The organism is Kitasatospora sp. NBC_01246, from assembly GCF_036226505.1.
In the GTDB taxonomy this organism is placed as follows: Bacteria; Actinomycetota; Actinomycetes; order Streptomycetales; family Streptomycetaceae; genus Kitasatospora.
The window spans coordinates 7544100-7566271 of the sequence record NZ_CP108484.1 but is presented as its reverse complement, the minus strand read 5'-3'; the positions used below and the strand labels follow the sequence as shown (position 1 = coordinate 7566271).

Below are 22172 nucleotides of genomic sequence, written 5' to 3'. Positions count from 1 at the left end.
AGGAAGTAGCGCATCCGGTCGTCATTCATGAGCGTTTCCCTCTGCGGAGTGATCGGGCTGGTAGATGCCGAACTCGTCGCCGAGGAGCCCGATCAGCTCGTCGTCGGTCACGGCTTCGAGTTCGGTGACGGTGTCGGCGGGACCGTCGGCGCGCGACGCGGTGGCGCGCCAGCCGGCCAGCAGGTCCTGGAGGCGGTCGCCGACCGCCTGGCGTTCGGCCACCGCGAGCGAGGCGGCGGACAGGACCGCCGCCAGCCGGTCCAGTTCGGCCAGGACCGGCACCACGGTGGTGTCGGGGCGCGGGGCCAGTTCGGCGTGCAGGTGATCGGCGAGCGCCGCCGGGGTCGGATGGTCGTAGATCAGGGTGGAGGTCAGCCGCAGGCCGGTCGCGGTCCGAAGGCGGTTGCGCAGTTCGACGGCGGTGAGCGAGTCGAAGCCGAGGTCCTTGAACGGCTGGTCGGGCTCGATCGCGTCCGGCGAGGAGTGCCGCAGGACGGTCGCGATCACCGGCCGGACCAGCGCCAGCAGGGCGCCGGGGCGCTCGGCCTCCGGCAGCTCCGCCAGGCGGCGGGCCAGCGCGGCCGCCGGGTCGTCCGACGGGTCGGCGACCGCCGGGCCGGACGGCGCCGGCCCGGGCCGTTCGGCGCGGAGACCGCCCAGCAGGGGCAGGCGCCAGGCAGGGTCGTCCCAGGCGCAGTGCAGGACGGCGACGGAGGTCTCGTCGTGGTCCAGGATCCCCCCGAGGGCGTCCAGGGCCAGCTCCGGGTCGAGGTCCCGGGCGCCGTGCCGGCGGATCCGGTCCTCGGTACCGGGTGCGGCGATGCCGCCGCCGTCCCAGTGGCCCCAGGCGATCGCGGTGGCGGGCAGGCCGTCCGCCCGCCGCTGGTGCGCCAGCGCGTCCAGATAGGCGTTGCCCGGTGCGTAGTTGGCGTGACCGGCCAGGCCGCACGTCCCGGCGAAGGAGGAGAACAGGACGAAGGCGGAGAGGTCCAGGCCCTCGGTCAGCTCGTGCAGCACCCGGGCACCGCCCGCCCTGACCCGGAGCACGTGCTCCATCTGATCAACCGTCAGGGCATTGACCAGGGCGTCGTCGAGCAGCGTGGCGGCGTGGAACACGGCCGTGAGCGGGTGCTCCCCGGGCAGCCCGGCCAGCAGCTCGCCCACCGCGGCCCGGTCGGACACCTCGCACCGGTGGGCGCTCACCCGGGCACCGGAGGCGGTCAGCTCGGCGAGGAACTCGGCGTCCTCGAAGGCGTCCTCGCTCAGCAGCAGCAGGTGTTCGGCGCCGTCGGCGGCCAGGCGCCGGGCGACATGACGGCCGAGCGCGCCGGTGGCACCCGTGATCAGCACAGTGCCGCCAGGCCTCCAGTCACGCACCGACGGACGACCCGCCAGCGGCGCCCGCTCCAACCGCCGCACGGACAACCCCGCAGCACGGACCGCAAGTTCGTCCTCACCGTGGCCGCCGATCAGGGCGGCGACCGTGGCCCGCGCCAGATCGACGCCGGGCGACTCCGGCACATCCACCACCCCACCCCAACGGTCCGGCAGCTCCGCGGCGACCACCCGGCCCAGACCCCAGAGCATCGCCTGCTCCGGACCGGACACCCGCTCACCACCACCCACCGCCACCGCGCCCCGCGTCACACACCACAACGGCGCCGCCACACCCACGTCCTCCAACGCCTGCACCAACGCCACCGACGCCGCCAGACCCCACGGCACCGACCCACCACCGGCCACCGCGCCCGGCCCGCTGCCCAGCAGCGACACCACCCCCGCCGGCTCACGCCCCTTCAACGACGCCGCCAACGAGTCACGCCCAACCGCACCGTCCGCCACCAACACAGCGGCATCCACACCGAGTTCGGCGAACGCCGACACCAGCGCCGACCCCCAGCCACCGTCGGCACCACCCTCCGGCACCACCAGCAGCCACGCACCCCCCGACCCCACCGCCGGAGCCACATCCAACGGCCGCCACACCACGCGATACCGCAACGCATCCACCGCACTCAACGGCGAAACACCCGAACCCACAACCGACGGCTCCAGCCAGAACCGCTCACCCTGGAACGCATACGTCGGCAACTCCACCCGACGCCCACCCCCCGTGGCCACGCCCCAGTCCACCGGCACACCACGCACCCACACCTCGGCCACCGACGCGAGGAAACGCTCAAGCCCACCCTCGTGCCGCCGCAACGACCCGACAACCACGGCTTCTCCGCCGTGCTCCTCCAACGTCTCCTCGACGGCCAGGCTCAGCACCGGGTGCGCGCTGCTCTCGACGAACGCCCGGAACTCGTCGGCCGCACAGGCCCGCACGGCCGCGGCGAACGCCACCGGTTCCCGCAGGTTCCGGTACCAGTACTCCGCGTCCAGCATCGTCGTGTCCACCCGGCCGCCGGTCACGGACGAGTAGAAGGGCACCTCCGCCGACCGGGCGGTGACCTCGCCCAGGACGTCGAGCAGTCGGCCCCGGACGGTCTCGACCTGCGCGGAGTGCGAGGCGTAGTCGACCGGGATCCGGCGCGCCCGCACCCCCCGCGCCTCACAGCCCGCCAGCAGCCCCTCCAACGCCGCCGGCTCCCCCGACACCACCACCGAGCCGGGCCCGTTCACCGCCGCCACCGACAACCGGCCCTCCGCGGCAGCCACCAACTCCCCGGCCGGCGCCGGGCTCAGCGCCAGCGACACCATCCCGCCCAGCCCCGCGAGTGCGTCCGCGATCACCTGGCTGCGCAAGGCCACGATCCGCGCCGCGTCCACCAAGGAGAGCGCACCCGCCACACAGGCGGCCGCGATCTCCCCCTGGGAGTGGCCGACGACCGCCGACGGCTCGACACCGTAGGAACGCCACAGCTCGGCCAGTGCGACCATCACCGCGAAGGACACCGGCTGGACCACATCCACCCGGTCCAGCGACGGCGCGCCGGGCACGCCCCGCAGCACATCGAGCACGTCCCAGTCGACGAAGGGCTTCAAGGCCTGCGCGCACTCCGCCAGCCGCGCCGCGAACACCGGCGAGGAATCCAGCAACTCCCGTCCCATGCCTACCCACTGCGCTCCCTGACCCGGGAAGACGAACACCACCCCCGCGTCATTCGGCAGGTCGGCCGTGCCCTCGACGACCCCCGCTACCGGCGAGGCCCCGCCCACGGCGCGCAGACCGAGCAGCGCCTGGGCCCGGTCCTCCGCGACGACGACGGCCCGGCGCTCCAGCCGCGCACGCCCCGAGGCCAGCGAATAGGCCACATCCGGCACACCCAGGTCGTCCCGCGCCTCCCACCAGTCGGCCAACCGCGCGCCCTGCGCCCCCAACGCCGACCCGCCCCGCGCGGACACGACCAGCGGCACCACCCCCGGCCCCGACGACGCGGCCGACGGCTCCTCCACCGGCGCCTGCTCCAGCACCACATGCGCATTGGTCCCGCTGATCCCGAAGGAGGAGACAGCCGCCCGACGCGGCCGCTCCACCGTAGAACCCCACTCCCGGGCCTCCGACAGCAACTCCACCGCGCCCGAGGACCAGTCGATGTGCGGCGAGGGCTCGTCGGCGTGCAGCGTCCTGGGCAGCACGCCCGCCCGCATCGCCGACACCATCTTGATCACACCCGCCACCCCGGCAGCCGCCTGGGTGTGCCCGATGTTCGACTTCACCGAGCCCAGCCAGAGCGGTGCTCCCCCGGCGCGGTCCTGACCGTAGGTGGCCAGCAGGGCCTGCGCCTCGATCGGGTCGCCCAGGGTGGTGCCCGTACCGTGGGCCTCGACGGCGTCCACGTCCGGCGCGGACAGTCCGGCGTTCGCCAGCGCCTGCCGGATCACCCGCTGCTGCGACGGACCGTTCGGCGCCGTCAGACCGTTCGACGCACCGTCCTGGTTCACCGCACTGCCCCGCACCACCGCCAGCACCGGATGCCCCAACCGCCGCGCGTCCGACAGCCGCTCCACCAACAGGACACCAACGCCCTCGGCCATACCGAACCCCTCGGCATCCACCGAGAAGGAACGGCACCGACCGTCCCTCGACAACCCCCGCTGCCGCGAGAACTCCACGAACATCCCCGGAGTCGACATCACCGTCACCCCACCCGCCAACGCCAGGTCGCACTCACCCGACCGCAACGACTGCACCGCCAGGTGCAACGCCACCAACGACGACGAACACGCCGTGTCCACCGTCACCGCCGGCCCCTCCAACCCCAACGCGTACGAGACCCGGCCCGAGAGCACGCTGCCCGCGCTACCCGTCACCGCGTAGCCCTCGACCTCGGTCGACGCCTCGCGCAGCAGGGTCGTGTAGTCCTGCATGCTGAGGCCCGCGAAAACGCCGGTCCTGCTGCCCCGGGCCGATTCGGGGTCGATCCCCGCCCGTTCGAAGGCCTCCCAGGAGGTCTCCAGCAGCAACCGCTGCTGCGGGTCCATCGCCAGCGCCTCCCGCGGCGAGATCCCGAAGAACGCCGCGTCGAACTCGGTGGCGGCGTCCAGGAATCCGCCGGCTCGGACGTAGGACCGCCCGGACGCGTCGGGGTCGGCGTCGTACAGGCCGTCGACGTCCCAGCCGCGGTCCGCGGGCAGCGCGGAGATCGCGTCCGTCCCCGCGTCGAGCAGCCGCCACAGGTCCTCCGGCGAGCGCACGCCACCGGGGTACCGGCAGCTCATCCCGACGATCACGACGGGCTCGTCGGATCCGGCCGGCACCGGACGGGCGGCCGGGAAGGCCGGCTGGTGCCCGAAGAGTTCCGCGTGCAGGTGGTCGGCCAGGGCGACGGGCGTCGGATGGTCGTAGATCAGGGTGGCGGTCAGCCGCAGGCCGGTCGCGATCCGCAGGCGGTTGCGCAGTTCGACGGCGGTGAGCGAGTCGAAGCCGAGCTCCTTGAAGGCGCGGCTCGGCGGGACGGTGTCGTCAGAGGAGTGCCGCAGGACGGAGGCGACCACCTGGCGGACGGTGTCCAGCAGAGCCTTCCGCTGCTCCTCGGCGGAGCGTCCGGCCAGGCGGCGGGCCAGGTCCGGGGACTCCTCGGCGGAGGTCGCGGGCGTCCGCTCCGGACCGGCCACCGGGCGATCGGCGGCGAGCAGGTCGCTCAGCAGCGGGACCGGCCTGGCGCCCGCGCCGAGCCCGGTACCGTCCCAGCGGGTGCTGAAGACGGCGACCGCGGTCTCGTCGTGGTCGAGGATCCCCGCGAGCGCGTCCAGCGCCAGCTCCGGCCGGAAGGTCAGCACACCGCGTCGCCGGATCTGCTCCTCGATGGCGGGTGCGGCGATGCCGCCGCCGTCCCAGTGGCCCCAGGCGATCGCGGTGGCGGGCAGGCCGTCCGCCCGCCGCTGGTGCGCCAGCGCGTCCAGATAAGCGTTGCCCGGTGCGTAGTTGGCGTGACCGGCCAGGCCGCACGTCCCGGCGATCGAGGAGAACAGGACGAAGGCGGAGAGGTCCAGGCCCTCGGTCAGCTCGTGCAGCACCCGGGCGCCGCCGACCTTGACCCGGAGCACGTGCTCCATCTGATGTGCGGTCAGGTCACCGATCAGCGCGTCGTCGAGCAGGGCGGCCGTGTGGAACACGGCGGTGAGCGGGTGCTCCGCCGGCAGCGCGGCCAGCACCTCGGCGACCGCATCCCGGTCGGACACGTCGCACGCGGCCACGGTGACCTTCGCGCCGAGCCCCGTGAGCTCCGCTTCGAACGCCTCGGCGCCAGGTGCGGCATGACCGCTCCGGCTCAGCAGCAGCAGGTGTTCGGCGCCGTCGGCGGCCAGGCGCCGGGCGAGGTGACGGCCGAGCGCGCCGGTGGCACCCGTGATCAGCACGGTGCCGCCGGGCTTCCAGTCACGCACCGGCGGACGGCCCGCCAGCGGCGCCCGCTCCAACCGGCGGACGGACAACCCCGCAGCACGGACCGCAAGTTCGTCCTCACCGTGGCCGCCGATCAGGGCGGCGACCGTGGCCCGCGCCAGATCGACGCCGGGCGACTCCGGCACATCCACCACCCCACCCCAACGGTCCGGCAGCTCCGCGGCGACCACCCGGCCCAGACCCCAGAGCATCGCCTGCTCCGGACCGGACACCCGCTCACCACCACCCACCGCCACCGCGCCCCGCGTCACACACCACAACGGCGCCGCCACACCCACGTCCTCCAACGCCTGCACCAACGCCACCGACGCCGCCAGACCCCACGGCACCGACCCACCACCGGCCACCGCGCCCGGCCCGCTGCCCAGCAGCGACACCACCCCCGCCGGCTCACGCCCCTTCAACGACGCCGCCAACGAGTCACGCCCAACCGCACCGTCCGCCACCAACACAGCGGCATCCACACCGAGTTCGGCGAACGCCGACACCAGCGCCGACCCCCAGCCACCGTCGGCACCACCCTCCGGCACCACCAGCAGCCACGCACCCCCCGACCCCACCGCCGGAGCCACATCCAACGGCCGCCACACCACGCGATACCGCAACGCATCCACCGCACTCAACGGCGAAACACCCGAACCCACAACCGACGGCTCCAGCCAGAACCGCTCACCCTGGAACGCATACGTCGGCAACTCCACCCGACGCCCACCCCCCGTGGCCACGCCCCAGTCCACCGGCACACCACGCACCCACACCTCGGCCACCGACGCGAGGAAACGCTCAAGCCCACCCTCGTGCCGCCGCAACGACCCGACAACCACGGCGTCGACCGTCTCCTCGATGCCCGGGCGCAGTACCGGGTGGGGGCTGACCTCGATGAAGACGCCGTGGCCCTGTGCGGAGAGCCGGTGGACGGCCTGGTCGAAGCGCACGGTCTCGCGCAGGTTGCGGTACCAGTAGTCGGCGTCGATCCCCTCGGTGTCCAGGAGGTCCCCGGTGACGGTGGAGTAGAACGCCACCTCCGAGGCCGCCGCCCGGTCCGGGCCGAGCGCGTCGAGCAGATGGTCCCGCACGGTCTCGACCTGCGCGGAATGCGAGGCGTAGTCGACCGGGATCCGGCGTGCCCGCACCCCCCGCGCCTCACAGTCCGCCAGCAGCCCCTCCAACGCCGCCGGCTCCCCCGACACCACCACCGAGCCGGGCCCGTTCACCGCCGCCACCGACAACCGGCCCTCCGCGGCGGCCACCAACTCCCCCGCCCCGACCGGGCTCAGCGCCAGCGACACCATCCCGCCCCGGCCCGCCAACCGCTCCGCGATCACCCGGCTGCGCACCGCCACGATCCGCGCCGCCTCCGACAGCGGCAACGCACCCGCCACACACGCCGCCGCGATCTCCCCCTGGGAGTGGCCCACCACCGCCGACGGCTCCACACCGTAGGAACGCCACAACGCCGCCAGCGACACCATCACCGCGAACGACACCGGCTGCACCACATCCACCCGCTCCAACGAAGGCGCGCCCGCAACCCCCCGCACCACATCGAGCACGTCCCAACCGACGAACGGCCGCAACGCCTCCGCACACTCCGCCAACCGCGCCGCGAACACCGGCGAGGAATCCACCAACTCCCCACCCATTCCCGCCCACTGCGCCCCCTGCCCCGGGAACACGAACACCACGCCGGAGGCGTCCAGCGGATCGGCCGTACCCTCCACCAGCGCGGGCGACGGCTCGCCCGAAGCCAGCGCACGGACGCCCGCCAGCGCCTGGGCCCGGTCCCCCGCCACGATCACGGCCCGGCGCTCCAGCCGCGCACGCCCCGAGGCCAGCGAATAGGCCACATCCGGCACACCCAGGTCGTCACGCGCCTCCCACCAGTCGGCCAACCGCGCCGCCTGCGCGCGCAACGCCGACCCGCCCCTCGCGGACACGACCAGCGGCACCACCCCCGGCCCCGACGACGCGGCCGACGGCTCCTCCACGGGCGCCTGCTCCAGCACCACATGCGCATTGGTCCCGCTGATCCCGAAGGAGGAGACAGCCGCCCGACGCGGCCGCTCCACCGAAGCACCCCACTCCCGGGCCTCCGACAGCAACTCCACCGACCCCGCGTCCCAGTCCACTTCCGGCGAGGGCTGGTCGGCGTGCAGCGTCCTCGGCAGCACACCCGCCCGCATCGCCGACACCATCTTGATCACACCGGCCACCCCGGCAGCCGCCTGCGGATGCCCGATGTTGGACTTGACCGACCCGAGGTACAACGGCCGCTCCGCCGGGCGGTCCTGGCCGTAGGTGGCGAGCAGCGCGTGGGCCTCGATCGGGTCGCCGAGGCGGGTCCCCGTGCCATGGGCCTCCACCACGTCCACGTCCGGCGCGGACAGTCCGGCGTTCGCCAGCGCCTGCCGGATCACCCGCTGCTGCGACGGACCGTTCGGCGCCGTCAGACCGTTCGACGCACCGTCCTGGTTCACCGCACTGCCCCGCACCACCGCCAGCACCGGATGCCCCAACCGCCGCGCGTCCGACAGCCGTTCCACCAGCAGGACACCAACGCCCTCGGCCATACCGAACCCCTCGGCATCCACCGAGAAGGAACGGCACCGACCGTCCCTCGACAACCCCCGCTGCCGCGAGAACTCCACGAACATCCCCGGAGTCGACATCACCGTCACCCCACCCGCCAACGCCAGGTCGCACTCACCCGACCGCAACGACTGCACCGCCAGGTGCAACGCCACCAACGACGACGAACACGCCGTGTCCACCGTCACCGCCGGCCCCTCCAACCCCAACGCGTACGAGACCCGGCCGGACAGGACGCTGAGCGTGTTGCCCGTCAGCAGGTAGCCGGCGAGGTCGTCCGAGCCCTCGTGCAGCCGGGGGCCGTACTCCTGGGAGAGCGCGCCGGCGAAGACGCCCGTCCGGCTCCCCCGTAGCGAGTCCGGGTCGATCCCCGCCCGCTCCACCGCCTCCCACGAGGTCTCCAGCAGCAACCGCTGCTGCGGGTCCATCGCCAGCGCCTCACGCGGCGAGATCCCGAAGAACGCCGCGTCGAACTCGGCCACCGCGTCGAGGAACCCACCGGCCCGCACATAGCTGGATCCCGGCCGCGCCGCCTCGGGATCGAACAGTGCCTCGTTGTCCCAGCCGCGGTCGGTCGGCAGCGGCCCCACGGCGTCCCCGCCGTCCACCACCAGCCGCCACAGGTCCTCCGGGGACCGCACCCCGCCGGGGTACCGGCAGCCGATGCCCACCACGGCCACCGGCTCGCCCGACGCGGCCTCCACCGCCCGCAGGCGCTCCCTGGTCTGCCGCAGGTCGGCCGACACACGCTTCAGGTAATCGAGGAGCTTCTCTTCGTTATCCATCGGGAATCCGTCCAACGGGTAGAGGCCGGGAGCGCCGTTCGAGGTCAGGCCGGGCGGTCGGGACAGGGGAGCCGCAGGGAGCAGCGGGGCAGCACGGAGCGGGGCGGGGCAGCACGGGACCGGGCGGAGCGGGGGCGGATCAGGACAGGCCGAATTCCTCGTCGATGAGCGAGAAGATGTCGTCGACGGTGGCGGACTCGTAGTCCCGCCGGTCCTCGGTGGCCCCCGTCTCGAAGGCGCGGGCCTCCTTCCACTTCCCGAGGAGGGCTTCGAGGCGCTCGGTGATGCCGGCGACTGCCTCGTCGTTCTGCGCCACCGCGCCGAGCGCGCCCTCCAGCCGGTCGAGTTCCTGGTAGACGGCCGCCCCGGCGCGGGCGTCCGGTACCGGCGCCCCGGTGGCCTCGGCCTCGCCGACGAGCCGGGCGCGCAGCAGGGCCGCGAGTTCGGCGGGCGTCGGGTGGTCGAACACGGTGGTGGTCGGCAACCGCAGTCCGGTCGCGGTGTTCAGCCGGTTCCGCAGCTCGGTGGCGGCCAGCGAGTCGAAGCCGAGGTCCCGGAACGCCCGGCGGGCGTCGACCGCGCCGGCGAGACCGTGCCCCAGCACCACGGCCGTCTCGTCGAGCACCAGGTCCAGGACCAGCCGCTCGCGCTCGGGCCCGCGGAGTCCGGCGAGCCGCTGGGCCAGCGTCGTCCCCCCGGTGGGCGAGGCCGCGGCGGCCGTCCGGCGGTCGGTCACCCGGACCAGCCCGCGCAGCAGCGGCGGTACGGCGGTCTGCCCGGCGCCGGAGGCCGCCCGTGCCCGCAGGGAGGCGGTGTCCAGACGCATCGGCACCAGGACCGGCGCGGCCGCGCGGTGGGCGGCGTCGAAGAGTGCCAGCCCCTCCTCGGTGGACAGCGCGCCCATGCCGACCCGCCGCATCCGGTCGAGGTCGGCGCCGTCGAGGTGCCCCGTCATGGCGCTGCGTTCGGCCCACAGCCCCCAGGCGAGTGCGAGGGCCGGGAGGCCGCGCGAGCGCCGGTGCGCGGCCAGGGCGTCCAGGAAGGCGTTGGCCGCCGCGTAGTTGCCCTGTCCGGCGGCGCCCACCAGGGCGGTGGCGGAGGAGAACAGGGCGAACACCGCGAGGTCCAGGTGCTCGGTCTGCCGGTGCAGGTGCCAGGCGGCGTCCACCTTCGGCGCCATGACGCCGTCCAGCCGCGCCCGGTCCAGCGAGGTGACGACCCCGTCGTCCAGCACGCCCGCCGTGTGGACCACCGCCGTCAGCGGGTGCTCGGCCGGGATCCCGGCCAGCAGACGGGCGACCGCCCCGCCGTCCGTGACGTCGCACGCGGCGACGGTCACGGTGGCGCCGAGAGCGGTCAGCTCGGCGGCGAGGGCGGCGGCTCCGTCGGCCTTCGCGCCCCGGCGCGAGGCCAGGAGCAGGTGCCGTACGCCGTGGCGGGTCACCAGGTGCCGGGCGGTCAGCGCGCCCAGCGTCCCCGGGGCGCCGGTGATCAGCGCGGTGCCGTCCGGGTCCGGCGCGGCGGGCACGGTCAGGACGATCTTCCCGATGTGCCGGGCCTGGCGGAGGTGGCGGAACGCCTCGGGGGCCCGCCGGACGTCCCAGACGGTCAGCGGCGTCCGGTGCAGGGCCCCGGCCGCGAACAGGGCCAGGACCTCCCGGAGCATCGCGCCGATCCGCCCGGGGTCGACCTCCATCAGGTCGAAGATCCGGTAGTCGACGCCGGGGTGCGCGGCGGCCACCTCGGCCCCGTCCCGGTGGTCGGTCTTCCCCATCTCCAGGAAGCGCCCTCCCCGTGTCAGCAGCCGCAGGGAGGCGTCGACGAACTCGCCGGCCAGCGAGTTGAGCACGACCGAGACCCCGCGCCCGCCGGTCGCCGCCAGGATCCGCTGCTCGAAGCCGAGGTCCCGGGAGGAGGCGATGTGCGCCTCGTCCAGACCCGACGCGCGCAGGGTGCCCCACTTGCCCGGGCCGGCCGTGCCGTAGACCTCGGCCCCCCAGTGCCGGGCCAGCTGCACCGCGGCCATGCCGACCCCGCCGGCCGCCGAGTGCACCAGGACGCTCTCGCCGCGCCGCAGGTCCGCCAAGTCCCGCAGGCCGTGGTAGGCGGTCAGGAAGATCACCGGGACGGCGGCCGCCTCGGCGAACGACCAGCCGTCGGGCATCGGGACGACGGCCCGGTGGTCGGCCACCGCGACCGGTCCGAACGCGCCGGAGAACAGGCCCATCACCCGGTCGCCGACGGCGAGCCCGGCCACCCCGGGACCGATCTCGGTGACCACGCCGGCGCCCTCGATGCCGAGCCCGTCGAGCCTCGGGACCAGGCCCAGCGCGACCACGACGTCACGGAAGTTGAGTCCGGCGGCGCGGACCGCGATCCGGACCCGGCCCTCGGCCAGCGGGCCGGTGGCGGAGTCGTCCGGGCCCGGCAGCAGCGCCAGGTTCTCCAGGGTGCCCTTGCCCTCGATGTCCAGCCGCCAGGCGGCCGCGCCGACCGGCGGCGTCAGCGCCGCTGTCGCCCCGGTGAGCCGGGGGACGCTCAGCGTGCCGTCGCGAAGGGCGAGTTGGGGCTCACCGGAGTGAACGGCCGCGGCCAGCAGCGCCGGTGGGGCGTCGCCCTCGTCCAGGTCCAGCAGGACGAAGCGGCCGGGGTTCTCGGCCTGCGCGGCCCGCACCAGGCCCCACACCGGGGCCTGCACCGGCGCGGCCGCTCCCTCGCCGGGGCGGACGGTCACGGCGCCCCTGGTCACCACCACCAGGCGGGAGGCGGCGAACCGGTCGTCGGAAAGCCAGGTCCGCAGCGCGTCGAGGACGTCGGCGGCCAGCGCGCGGGCCGCCGCCCCGAGGTCGGCCGCGCCGGGGGTCGCGGCCGGGGCGGCGCAGGGCAGGAGGACCACCTCCGGCACGGCACCGTTCGTCCGCGTCGCCGCCTCCGCCAGCGAGCGCAGATCGGCGAACGTCCCGCCGACCGGGCCGTCGGAGCCGGCGCCCCCGGGCCTCTGGCCCGCGAAGCCGGCGCCCCCGGGGCTCACCACGGCCCAGTCGCCTCCGGAGCCCGACGCGGTGGCCGCGGGCGCGCCGACGGCCACCCAGTCGACCTGGAAGAGCGCCTCGCCGTGGGCCCGGCCGACCTCGTCCAGTTGCTCCCGGGTGACCGGCCGCAGCGCCAGGGACTCGATTCCGGCGACCGGTCGGCCCGTGGTGTCGGCGACGCTCAGCGCCACCTTGCCGGCCCCCAGCGGGGTGACCGTGACCCGCAGCGCGGTCGCACCGACGGCGTGCAGCGTCAGGCCCTCCCAGGCGAAGGGCAGCTGCGGCAGGCCGTCCGCCGTTTCGGCGGCCGGCCGGGCCAGACCGATGACGTGCAGCGCGGCGTCCAGCAGCGCCGGGTGCACGGCGAAGCGGTCGGCGCCGTCGGCGGCCTCCTCGGGCAGCGCGACCTCGGCGAACACCTCGTCGCCCCGCCGCCAGGCCGCCCTGACGCCCCGGAAGGCCGGGCCGTAGGGCAGACCGGTCTCGGCCAGGCCGGCGTACAGCCCGTCGATCCGGACGGGTCCCGCTCCCGGTGGGGGCCAGGCCGCCGGGCCGGCGTCGCGTTCCCCGGCCGCTCCGGCCCCTCCTACCGGTCCGGCGGGCCCCGCCAGGCCGGTGGCGTGCCTGGTCCACGGCCGCTCGGCCGGCGCCCCCGCCGGCTGGGAGTGCAAGCTCACCGGTCGCCGACCGGCCTCGTCGGGCGCGCCGACCACCACCTGGAGCGACACCGCGCCCTGGTCCGGCAGGACGAGCGGGGCGTGCAGCGTGAGCTCCTCGATCCGGCCGCACCCGGCCCGGTCGGCGGCCTGGAAGGCCAGCTCCAGCAGGGCCGTGCCCGGGACCACCGTCGTCCCGAGGACGGTGTGGTCCGCCAGCCACGGGTGCTCGGCCAGCGAGAGCCGACCGGTGACGAGGACGCCGTCGGAGTCGGGCAGCGCGAGTGCCGCGCCCAGGAAGGGGTGATCGACCGGGGTGAGTCCCAGGGTGCTCGCGTCACCCGACGCGCCCGGGGCCGGCCGCCACCAGTAGGACTGCCGTTGGAACGCGTACGTCGGCAGGCTCGCCGGGGTGGCACCGGTGCCCGCGAACGCGGCCGTCCAGTCCACCGGGCCGCCCCGGACGAAGGCCTCGGCGGCCGAGGTGAGGAAGCGTTCGAGTCCGCCCTCGTTCCGGCGCAGCGTTCCCACCACGACGGCGTCACGGCCGAGTTCCTCGACCGTCTCCTCGATGCCCGGGCGCAGTACCGGGTGGGGGCTGACCTCGATGAAGACGCCGTGGCCCTGTGCGGAGAGCCGGTGGACGGCCTGGTCGAAGCGCACGGTCTCGCGCAGGTTGCGGTACCAGTAGTCGGCGTCGATCCCCTCGGTGTCCAGGAGGTCCCCGGTGACGGTGGAGTAGAACGCCACCTCCGAGGCCGCCGCCCGGTCCGGGCCGAGCGCGTCGAGCAGATGGTCCCGCACGGTCTCGACCTGCGCGGAATGCGAGGCGTAGTCGACCGGGATCCGGCGTGCCCGCACCCCCCGCGCCTCACAGTCCGCCAGCAGCCCCTCCAACGCCGCCGGCTCCCCCGACACCACCACCGAGCCGGGCCCGTTCACCGCCGCCACCGACAACCGGCCCTCCGCGGCGGCCACCAACTCCCCCGCCCCGACCGGGCTCAGCGCCAGCGACACCATCCCGCCCCGGCCCGCCAACCGCTCCGCGATCACCCGGCTGCGCACCGCCACGATCCGCGCCGCCTCCGACAGCGGCAACGCACCCGCCACACACGCCGCCGCGATCTCCCCCTGGGAGTGGCCCACCACCGCCGACGGCTCCACACCGTAGGAACGCCACAACGCCGCCAGCGACACCATCACCGCGAACGACACCGGCTGCACCACATCCACCCGCTCCAACGAAGGCGCGCCCGCAACCCCCCGCACCACATCGAGCACGTCCCAACCGACGAACGGCCGCAACGCCTCCGCACACTCCGCCAACCGCGCCGCGAACACCGGCGAGGAATCCACCAACTCCCCACCCATCCCCGCCCACTGCGCCCCCTGCCCCGGGAACACGAACACCACCCGGCCGGGCCGGACCGCCGCGTCGCCCACGATCACCTGCGGGACGGACCGGCCCTCGGCCAGTGCCGCCAGCCCGGTCCGGAACGCCTCCCGGTCCGCGCGGCCGGCCAGCAGCACGGCGCGGTGCTCGAAGACCGACCGGGTGACCACCGTCGCGAGGCCGGTGTCCACCGGCCGTTCGCCGCCCCGGACGTCCAGAGCACCCCGGACGTCCAGAGCGTCCCGGGCATCCAGGGCGCCCCGGGCGTCCAGGTGCGCCAGCAGACTCCGGGCCTGCGCGGCCAGCGCCTCCGGCGAGCGCCCCGAGAGCAGCCACGGCACCACCGCCGGCCCGCTCACCGGCCCGCTCTCCGGCCCGGCCGGCTCCTCGCCGGGCTCCTCGGCCGGCGCCTGCTCCAGCACCACGTGCGCGTTGGTCCCGCTGATCCCGAAGGAGGAGACGGCCGCGCGGCGCGGCCGCGCGCCCCGGAGCCACTCCCGGGCCTCGGTCAGCAGCTCGACCGCTCCCGAGCTCCAGTCCACGTGCGGGGACGGCTCGTCCACGTGCAGCGTCCTGGGCAGCACGCCCGCCCGCATCGCCGACACCATCTTGATCACGCCGGCCACCCCGGCGGCCGCCTGGGTGTGCCCGATGTTCGACTTCACCGAGCCCAACCGGAGCGGCGGCGCCCCCTCGGACCGACCCTGACCGTACGTGGCCAGCAGTGCCTCGGCCTCGATCGGGTCGCCGAGGCGGGTGCCCGTGCCATGGGCCTCCACGGCGTCCACGTCCCGCGCCGAGAGCCCCGCGTCCGCCAGCGCCTGCCGGATCACCCGCTGCTGCGAAGGACCGTTCGGCGCCGTCAGGCCGTTCGACGCACCGTCCTGGTTCACCGCACTGCCCCGCACCACCGCCAGCACCGGATGCCCCAACCGCCGCGCGTCCGACAGCCGTTCCACCAGCAGGACACCGACGCCCTCGCTCCAGCCCGTGCCGTCCGCGGCGGCGGCGAACGGCTTGCACCGTCCGTCCGGCGCCAGGCCCTGCTGCCGGCTGAACTCGACGAACATGCCCGGGGTCGGCATCACCGTGACCCCGCCGGCCAGCGCCAGGTCGCACTCGCCCGACCGCAGGGACCGCACCGCGAGGTGCAGCGCCACCAGCGACGAGGAACACGCCGTGTCCACCGTCAGCGCCGGCCCCTCCAGGCCCAGCGCGTATGCGACCCGCCCCGAGATCACGCTGGGGGTGACGCCGGTCAGCAGATAGCCGCCCTGGTCCTCCGAGCCCTCGTGCAGCCGGGGGCCGTACTCCTGGAAGGTCGCCCCGGCGAAGACGCCCGTCCGGCTCCCCCGCAGCGACAGCGGGTCGATCCCCGCCCGCTCCACCGCCTCCCACGAGGTCTCCAGCAGCAACCGCTGCTGCGGGTCCATCGCCAGCGCCTCACGCGGCGAGATCCCGAAGAACCCCGCGTCGAACTCGGCCACCGCGTCCAGGAACCCACCGGCCCGCACATAGCTGGACCCCGGCCGCCCGGCCTCCGGGTCGAACAGCTCTGCCAGGTCCCAGCCCCGGTCGGTCGGCAGCGGCCCGACGGCGTCCCCCCCGTCCACCACCAGCCGCCACAGGTCCTCCGGGGCCCGCACGCCCCCCGCGAACCGGCAGCCCATGCCCACCACGGCCACCGGCTCGCCCGACGCGGACTCCGCCGCGCGCAGCCGCTCCCTGGTCCGGTACAGGTCGGTGGTCACCCACCTGAGGTACTCGACCAGCTTCTCCTCGTTCGCCACTGCTCTCACTCCGTGTCGGTGCGGCCGTGCGGAAGGTTCGGACATCGCGCGTCGGGGCGCGTCAGGAGGTGCGGAACTCCTGGTCGATGAAGGCGAAGAGCTCGTCGACCGTCGCCGTCCGCAGCCTGTTCGGCTTCGGGTCGTCGCCGTCGGTTCGCGGCCTGGCGGCCAGCAGGGACCGCAGCCGGGCCTCGACCCGCTCCCAGGCGGCGCTGTCCGGCCCGAGCGCGGCCAGCGACCGCTCCAGCCGGTCCAGCTCCGCCAGGGCCCCGGAGCCCGCCGCGCGGTCCGCCGGCTGGAGCAGGGCGCCCAGCCGCTCGGCCAGGACGAGAGGCGTCGGATGGTCGAACAGCAGACCGGTCGGCAGCCGCAGCCCGGTGGCCGCGCCGAGCCGGTCCCGCAGCTCCACCGCGGTCAGCGAGTCGAAGCCCAGCTCCTTGAAGGAGAGCCCGGGGTCGACCGGCCCGGCGTCGTGGTGGCCGAGCACGGCGGCCGCCTCGGAGCGCACCAGGTCGAGCAGCGCGCCCGGGCCCCGGTCGCCGACCGGCGCCCGCTCCGGCCGGTCGACCGCGTCGGTCCCGGAAGGCGCGGCAGGCGCGGCAGGCGCGGTCGCCGTCCCGGCCACCGGGGCCGGCGGGAGCACGCCGCCCCCGAGCCAGTACCGCTCCCGCTGGAACGCGTAGGTGGGCAGCTCGACCCGCCGGGCGCCGTGCCCGGCGAATTCCGCCGCCCAGTCCACCTCGACGCCGTGGACGTGCAGCCGGGCGAGTGCGGTGACCAGTGCGTCGGCCTCGGGCCGGTCCTTGCGGAGCGTGGGCACGAGGACGGGACCGGCGCCCGGCCGCGCGGGCTCGGTCAGACAGTCCCGGCCCATCGTGGCGAGCGTGCCGTCCGGCCCGAGCTCCAGGTAGGCGGTGACGCCCTCGCGCTCCAGCCGGCGCATGCCGTCGAGGAACCGCACCGGCCTGCGCACGTGCCGCACCCAGTACTCGGCCGAGCCGAACTCCTCGGCCGTGACGAGATCGCCGGTGACCGTGGACACGACCGGCAGCTCCGGCGGCCGGAGGTCCAGGGCCGCCACGACGCCGCGGAAGTCGTCCAGCACGGCGTCCATGTGCGGGGAGTGGAACGCGTGGCTCACCCGCAGCCTTCTGGTCCGGCGGCCGGCGGTCCGCCAGTGGGCCGCGATCCGCTCGACCTCCTCGGCGTCCCCGGCGACCACGGTCGCCTCCGGGCCGTTGACGGCGGCGAGGCCGACCAGGTGCTCCCGGCCGGCCAGCAGCGGGAGCACCTCCTGCTCACCGGCCTGCAGCGCCGCCATGGCGCCGCCGGGCGGGAGCGCCTGCATGAGCCGGCCGCGGGCGGTCACCAGCGTGCAGGCGTCCGCGAGCGGGAACACCCCGGCGACGTGGGCGGCGGCCAGTTCGCCGACGGAGTGGCCGAGCAGGAGGTCCGGCCGGACGCCCCGGCTCTCCAGCAGCCGGAACAGGGCGACCTCGATCGCGAACAGGGCGGGCTGCGCGACACCGGTGCCGTCCAGCAGATCCGCGGCGGCGGAGCCCGGTGCCGCGAAGAGCACGTCCCGCAGCGGCCGGTCCGGGCCCGCTCCCGCGGCGGCCGCGGCCGCGTCGACGTGCTCGCAGACCGCGTCCAACGCCGCTGCGAACACCGGGTGTTCCTGGTAGAGCACACGCCCCGCTCCCGGCCGCTGGCTGCCCTGACCGGCGAACAGGAAGGCGAGCCGGGCGGGCCCGTACGCCTGCCCCGACAGCACCTCGGCGGCGCGCCCGCCCGCGGCCAGCGCCGTCAGGCCCCGCCGGAGCCCGGCGTCGTCCCGACCGGTCACCGCGGCGCGCTGCTCGAAGGCCGAGCGCGTCACGGCCAGCGAGTACCCGACGTCCGCCGCGCGGAGCCCGGGCCGCTCGTCGAGCCGCGCCAGCAGCGCGGCCGCCTGGGCCCGCAGCGCCGCCGGCGAGCGGCCGGACAGCAGCCACGGCACCGTCCGGGCCGCCCCCGCCCCGCCGCCCGAAGGCCCGGCCGCCGAGCCCCCGGCCTCCGCAACCTCGACCTCCGAGGGGCCGACCTCCGAGGGCCCGCCCTCCGTCCGCCCGCCCTCCGAGAGCCCCGGCTCCGAGGCGGTCGGCAGGGGCCCGGCGGCCAGCACCACATGGCAGTTGGTCCCGCCGAGGCCGAACGAACTCACTCCCGCCAGCAGCGGCCGGTCCGGCTCCGGCCACGGCCCCAGCTCCCGCTGCACGCGCAGGTGGAGCGAGTCCAGCGGAATCAGCGGATGGGGGCGCTCGTAGTGGAGGCTGGGCGGCAGCTCCCGGTGCCGCAGACTCAGGGCGACCTTCAGCAGCCCGACGATCCCGGCGGCGCCTTCGAGGTGCCCCACGTTGGTCTTCGCCGAGCCGACCGCCAGCGGCCGCCCGGGCTCCCGTAGCCGCCCGAGGGCGGCGCCGAGGGCCGCGGCCTCCACCGGATCGCCGACCTTGGTGCCCGTGCCGTGGAGTTCCACGTACTGGACGTCCGCCGGGTCCACCCCGGCCCGGCGGTAGGCGCGCCGGACGACCTCCTCCTGGGCCGCCGGGCTGGGTGCGGTGAGCCCCTCACCGCCGCCGTCGTTGTTCACCGCGCCGCCGAGGATCAGGCAGTGCACCCCGTCGCCGTCGGCGAGCGCGTCCGCGAGGCGCTTCAGGACGACCACCGCGCCGCCCTCACCCCGGACGTAGCCGTCCGCGCGGGCGTCGAAGGTGTGGCACCGGCCGGTCGGCGAGAGGCCGCCGAACCGGGCGACGGCGATGCTGCTCTGCGGGGCGAGGTTGAGGTTCACTCCCCCCGCGAGCGCGAGGTCGGTCTCGCCGGCGCGCAGGCTCTCACAGGCCTGGTGGACGGCGACCAGGGAGGACGACTGACCGGTGTCGGTCACCAGGCTGGGCCCGCGCAGGCCGAGGGTGTAGGAGACCCGGTTGGCGATCATGCTGCGCTGCAGCCCGGTCACGCTGTGCTGGGTGACGGCCTGCGGACCGCGCTGGTGCAACAGGGTCGCGTAGTCGTCCCATATCGCGCCGAAGAAGACACCGGCCGATCGTCCGTCGAGCGTCGCCGGGACGATCCCGGCGTACTCCAGGGCCTCCCAGGCGAGTTCCAGCATCAGCCGCTGCTGCGGGTCCGTCGCGACCGCCTCGCGCGGGGAAAGGCCGAAGAAGCCGGGGTCGAATCGGTCGACCTGATCGAGGAAACCGCCCCATCGGGGTATCGATCCGCCGGTTTCGACTGTTTGTCCGCCATCCGTCGGCAATTCACCCCACCGGCCTTCCGGGACCTCCGTGACAGAGGTTTCACCGTGCCGGAGAAGTCGCCACAGCTCATCGGGAGTCGAAGCTCCGGGTAACCGACACGACAGGCCGACAACGGCTATCGCATCACTGTGAGTGGAATACATGAGAGATTCGTAAGATACGTGTGCTTCCCGTGAGGCCACAGCGCAACTGAACCAGCATCAGCAGAACGCGTCAAGGGTCGCTCTGTACACGACATCAAGCTTCAGCGCCGGAGGTCAGAGGCCTGTCGGCGGCGCCCAACCGGCCGTACCCACAAGGCATCACGGCCGCGAGGGCGCTTCACCACGGCAATTGCCCGAACGGCCCCGCCGCCTTGCCCGTCCGGACACGACCCGTCGACCCGGTGGCCGATTGTTAACCCCCGGTAAAATCCCTGGCGGCACGAACTACCCGAGGTGTCCGACGTCCACGGACGACCGGATCCGGCCACTGAGGCCCGGCGCTCCCCACCGGGTGCCGGGCGGCCCGGAACACCCCCGCCGGGGCCCCGGCCCGGCCACCCGGCGACGGCCGAATCGCAGGTGGCTAGGCTGGAGATCGCCGAGGAGACCGGCACCTGCCCTGCGGACCGTGACGCCGGCGGCATCCACCGCCCCACCGCGGGGCAAGCATCGAGGAGCAGTCGTGACCGAACAGAGCGGCCCGCAGCGGAGCATCGCCGACATGATCCGCCGTCCCATGCTCACCGGCCTGCAGGACGCCGAGCTGATCGGCCCGCTGGGCACCACCCGGATCAACGAGTGGGTCGACTGGATCGCGGCGGTGGTCGCCGGCCAGATCGTCCAGCCGATCGCCAGTGAGCGCGACGCCTTCGCGGACCGGGTGGACACCCTCTCCGAGGTCGGCAAGCGCAACAAGCAGCTCTACCGGGACGCCGCCCAGGAGGCGCAGCAGCTGCGGTCCCGGGTCGCCGAGCTGGAGGCCGAGCTGGCGCGGCTGCGCGCCCCCGCGGGCCCGGCGCCCGACTCCGCGCCCGATTCCGCGACCCCGGCCCATGACGCCGCCACCCCGGTGACCGGTCCCACCCCCGCCCCGGCCGCCGACCCGGCGACCTCCGAGGGGGCAGGCGGCCCCTCGCTCTCGCTCCGGGACCGCCTGCGGTCCAAGTACCCCGCGACCGCCGAAGCCCTGGACCGGCGGGACGCCGCCGCGGCGGAGGGCGCCGAGCGGAACACCGAGGGCTGACCCGACGGGCCGGTGGTCCCCGGTCCCCAGCGGGGAACGCCCGCCGCACCCCGACCCCTCGATCCGCACCTCCGCCCGCACCACCCGACCCGGCCCTCCGCGCCCCCGACCCGACCCCGGTCTGCGTGTGCGCGGGAGCCCGGCTCCGTACCGGACCCGGCCGTCGGCGGCCGTCGGGCCGGTCGGCCGCCGCCCCGGCCGCCCCCACCACGCGCACACCGCGCGCTTGAAACCCGATCTTCCCGAACATTCACCCTATCGAGTAGATCAACCGCTCCGGAGGCCTCCGGCCGAGACCACCCCGCCTACCGTTGATCAGCGAACGGCAAGGGGGGTACCACCTGCGGGATCCCCCCTTCTGTCGCGCCGGATGACGGCCCGTCATCCAGCGCGGTCCTGCGCGGAGGGAGGCCCGTCCATGCCCATGAAGAACGGACCGGAGATCACCGGGGACACCTCGGCGGTACGGTCATGAGCCGTACCGCCCTGGATCGGATCCTCAGCGGCCCCAGCGGCCTCGGCACGGGCGGCCTGCACCCGGGCCGCCGTACGCCACCGCCCGAGGCCGGCGGCGCCGTTCCGGGCCTCTACTACCACCCGGTACCGGAGCCCGACCCCGGGCGCGTCGAGGAGGTCGGCAACCGGATCAAGACCTGGGCGGTGGACGAGGTCCAGCTGTACCCGCCGGAGTGGGAGGACCAGTTCGACGGGTTCTCGATCGGCCGGTACATGGTCGCCTGCCACCCCGACGCCCCCGACACCGACCACCTGATGGTCGCCGCCCGGCTGATGGTCGCCGAGAACGTGGTGGACGACTGCTACTGCGAGGACCACGGCGGCTCGCCGGTCGGCCTCGGCGGGCGGCTGCTCCTCGCGCACACCGCGCTCGACCCCCTGCACACCACGGCGGAGTACCAGCCGGCCTGGGAGGAGTCGCTCCAGGAGGACGCCCCGCGGCGCGCCTACCGCTCCGCCATGGACTACTTCCACCGCGCCGCGAGCCCGTCCCAGGCGGACCGGTTCCGGCACGACATGGCGCGCCTGCACCTGGGGTACCTCGCCGAGGCGGCCTGGGCCGAGACCGAGCACGTCCCCACGGTCTGGGAGTACCTGGCGATGCGCCAGTTCAACAACTTCCGCCCGTGCCCGACCATCACGGACACCGTCGGCGGCTACGAGCTGCCCGCCGACCTGCACACGCTGCCCGCCCTGCAACGGGTCATCGCGCTCGGTTCCAACGCCACCACGATCGTCAACGACCTCTACTCCTACACCAAGGAACTCGCCGGCCCCGGCCGGCACCTGAACCTCCCGGTGGTGCTCGCCGAGCAGGAGGGCGGCACCGACCGCGACGGCTACCTGAAGGCGGTCGAGGTCCACAACGACCTCATGCACGCCTTCGAGGCCGAGGCGGCCGCCCTGGCCGCCGCCTGCCCCGCGCCGCCCCTGCTGCGCTTCCTGCGCGGCGTGGCCGTGTGGATCGACGGCAACCACTACTGGCACCGGACCAACACCTACCGCTACAGCCTGCCCGACTTCTGGTAACC

5 protein-coding genes are annotated in these 22172 nt (G+C 74.9%); 2 read left to right on the top strand and 3 right to left on the bottom strand.

The features are described 5' to 3' along the window. Positions 1 to 21: 21 nt before the first annotated feature. The 3 genes from OG618_RS32065 to OG618_RS32055 form a co-directional block, all read right to left on the bottom strand. On the bottom strand, positions 22 to 9225 hold the full coding sequence (locus OG618_RS32065; RefSeq protein ID WP_329491092.1) for a type I polyketide synthase: 9204 nt from the start codon (positions 9223 to 9225) through the stop codon (positions 22 to 24). 139 nt (positions 9226 to 9364) lie between these two features. Beyond that, entirely contained in the window at positions 9365 to 16141 is a 6777-nt protein-coding gene (locus OG618_RS32060) for an SDR family NAD(P)-dependent oxidoreductase (RefSeq protein ID WP_442906896.1), read from the bottom strand. Between the two features lie 16 nt (positions 16142 to 16157). After that, on the bottom strand, positions 16158 to 19541 hold the full coding sequence (locus OG618_RS32055) for a type I polyketide synthase (protein ID WP_329491090.1): 3384 nt from the start codon (positions 19539 to 19541) through the stop codon (positions 16158 to 16160). Positions 19542 to 20064: 523 nt separating this feature from the next. Between OG618_RS32055 and OG618_RS32050 the strand changes: the two genes are divergently transcribed. Beyond that, positions 20065 to 20625 (top strand): hypothetical protein, encoded by a 561-nt coding sequence (locus tag OG618_RS32050; protein WP_329491089.1) that lies wholly within the window; start codon positions 20065 to 20067, stop codon positions 20623 to 20625. A 348-nt stretch (positions 20626 to 20973) separates the two neighbouring features. After that, positions 20974 to 22170 (top strand): family 2 encapsulin nanocompartment cargo protein terpene cyclase, encoded by a 1197-nt coding sequence (locus OG618_RS32045; protein ID WP_329492367.1) that lies wholly within the window; start codon positions 20974 to 20976, stop codon positions 22168 to 22170. Positions 22171 to 22172: the final 2 nt, after the last annotated feature.

Bases quoted from the DNA above. Each gene is read 5' to 3' on its own strand.
- OG618_RS32060 (WP_442906896.1), bottom strand. From the start codon at position 16,141: ATGTCCGAACCTTCCGCACGGCCGCACCGACACGGAGTGAGAGCAGTG.
- OG618_RS32055 (WP_329491090.1), bottom strand. From the start codon at position 19,541: ATGTATTCCACTCACAGTGATGCGATAGCCGTTGTCGGCCTGTCGTGT.
- OG618_RS32065 (WP_329491092.1), bottom strand. From the start codon at position 9,225: ATGGATAACGAAGAGAAGCTCCTCGATTACCTGAAGCGTGTGTCGGCC.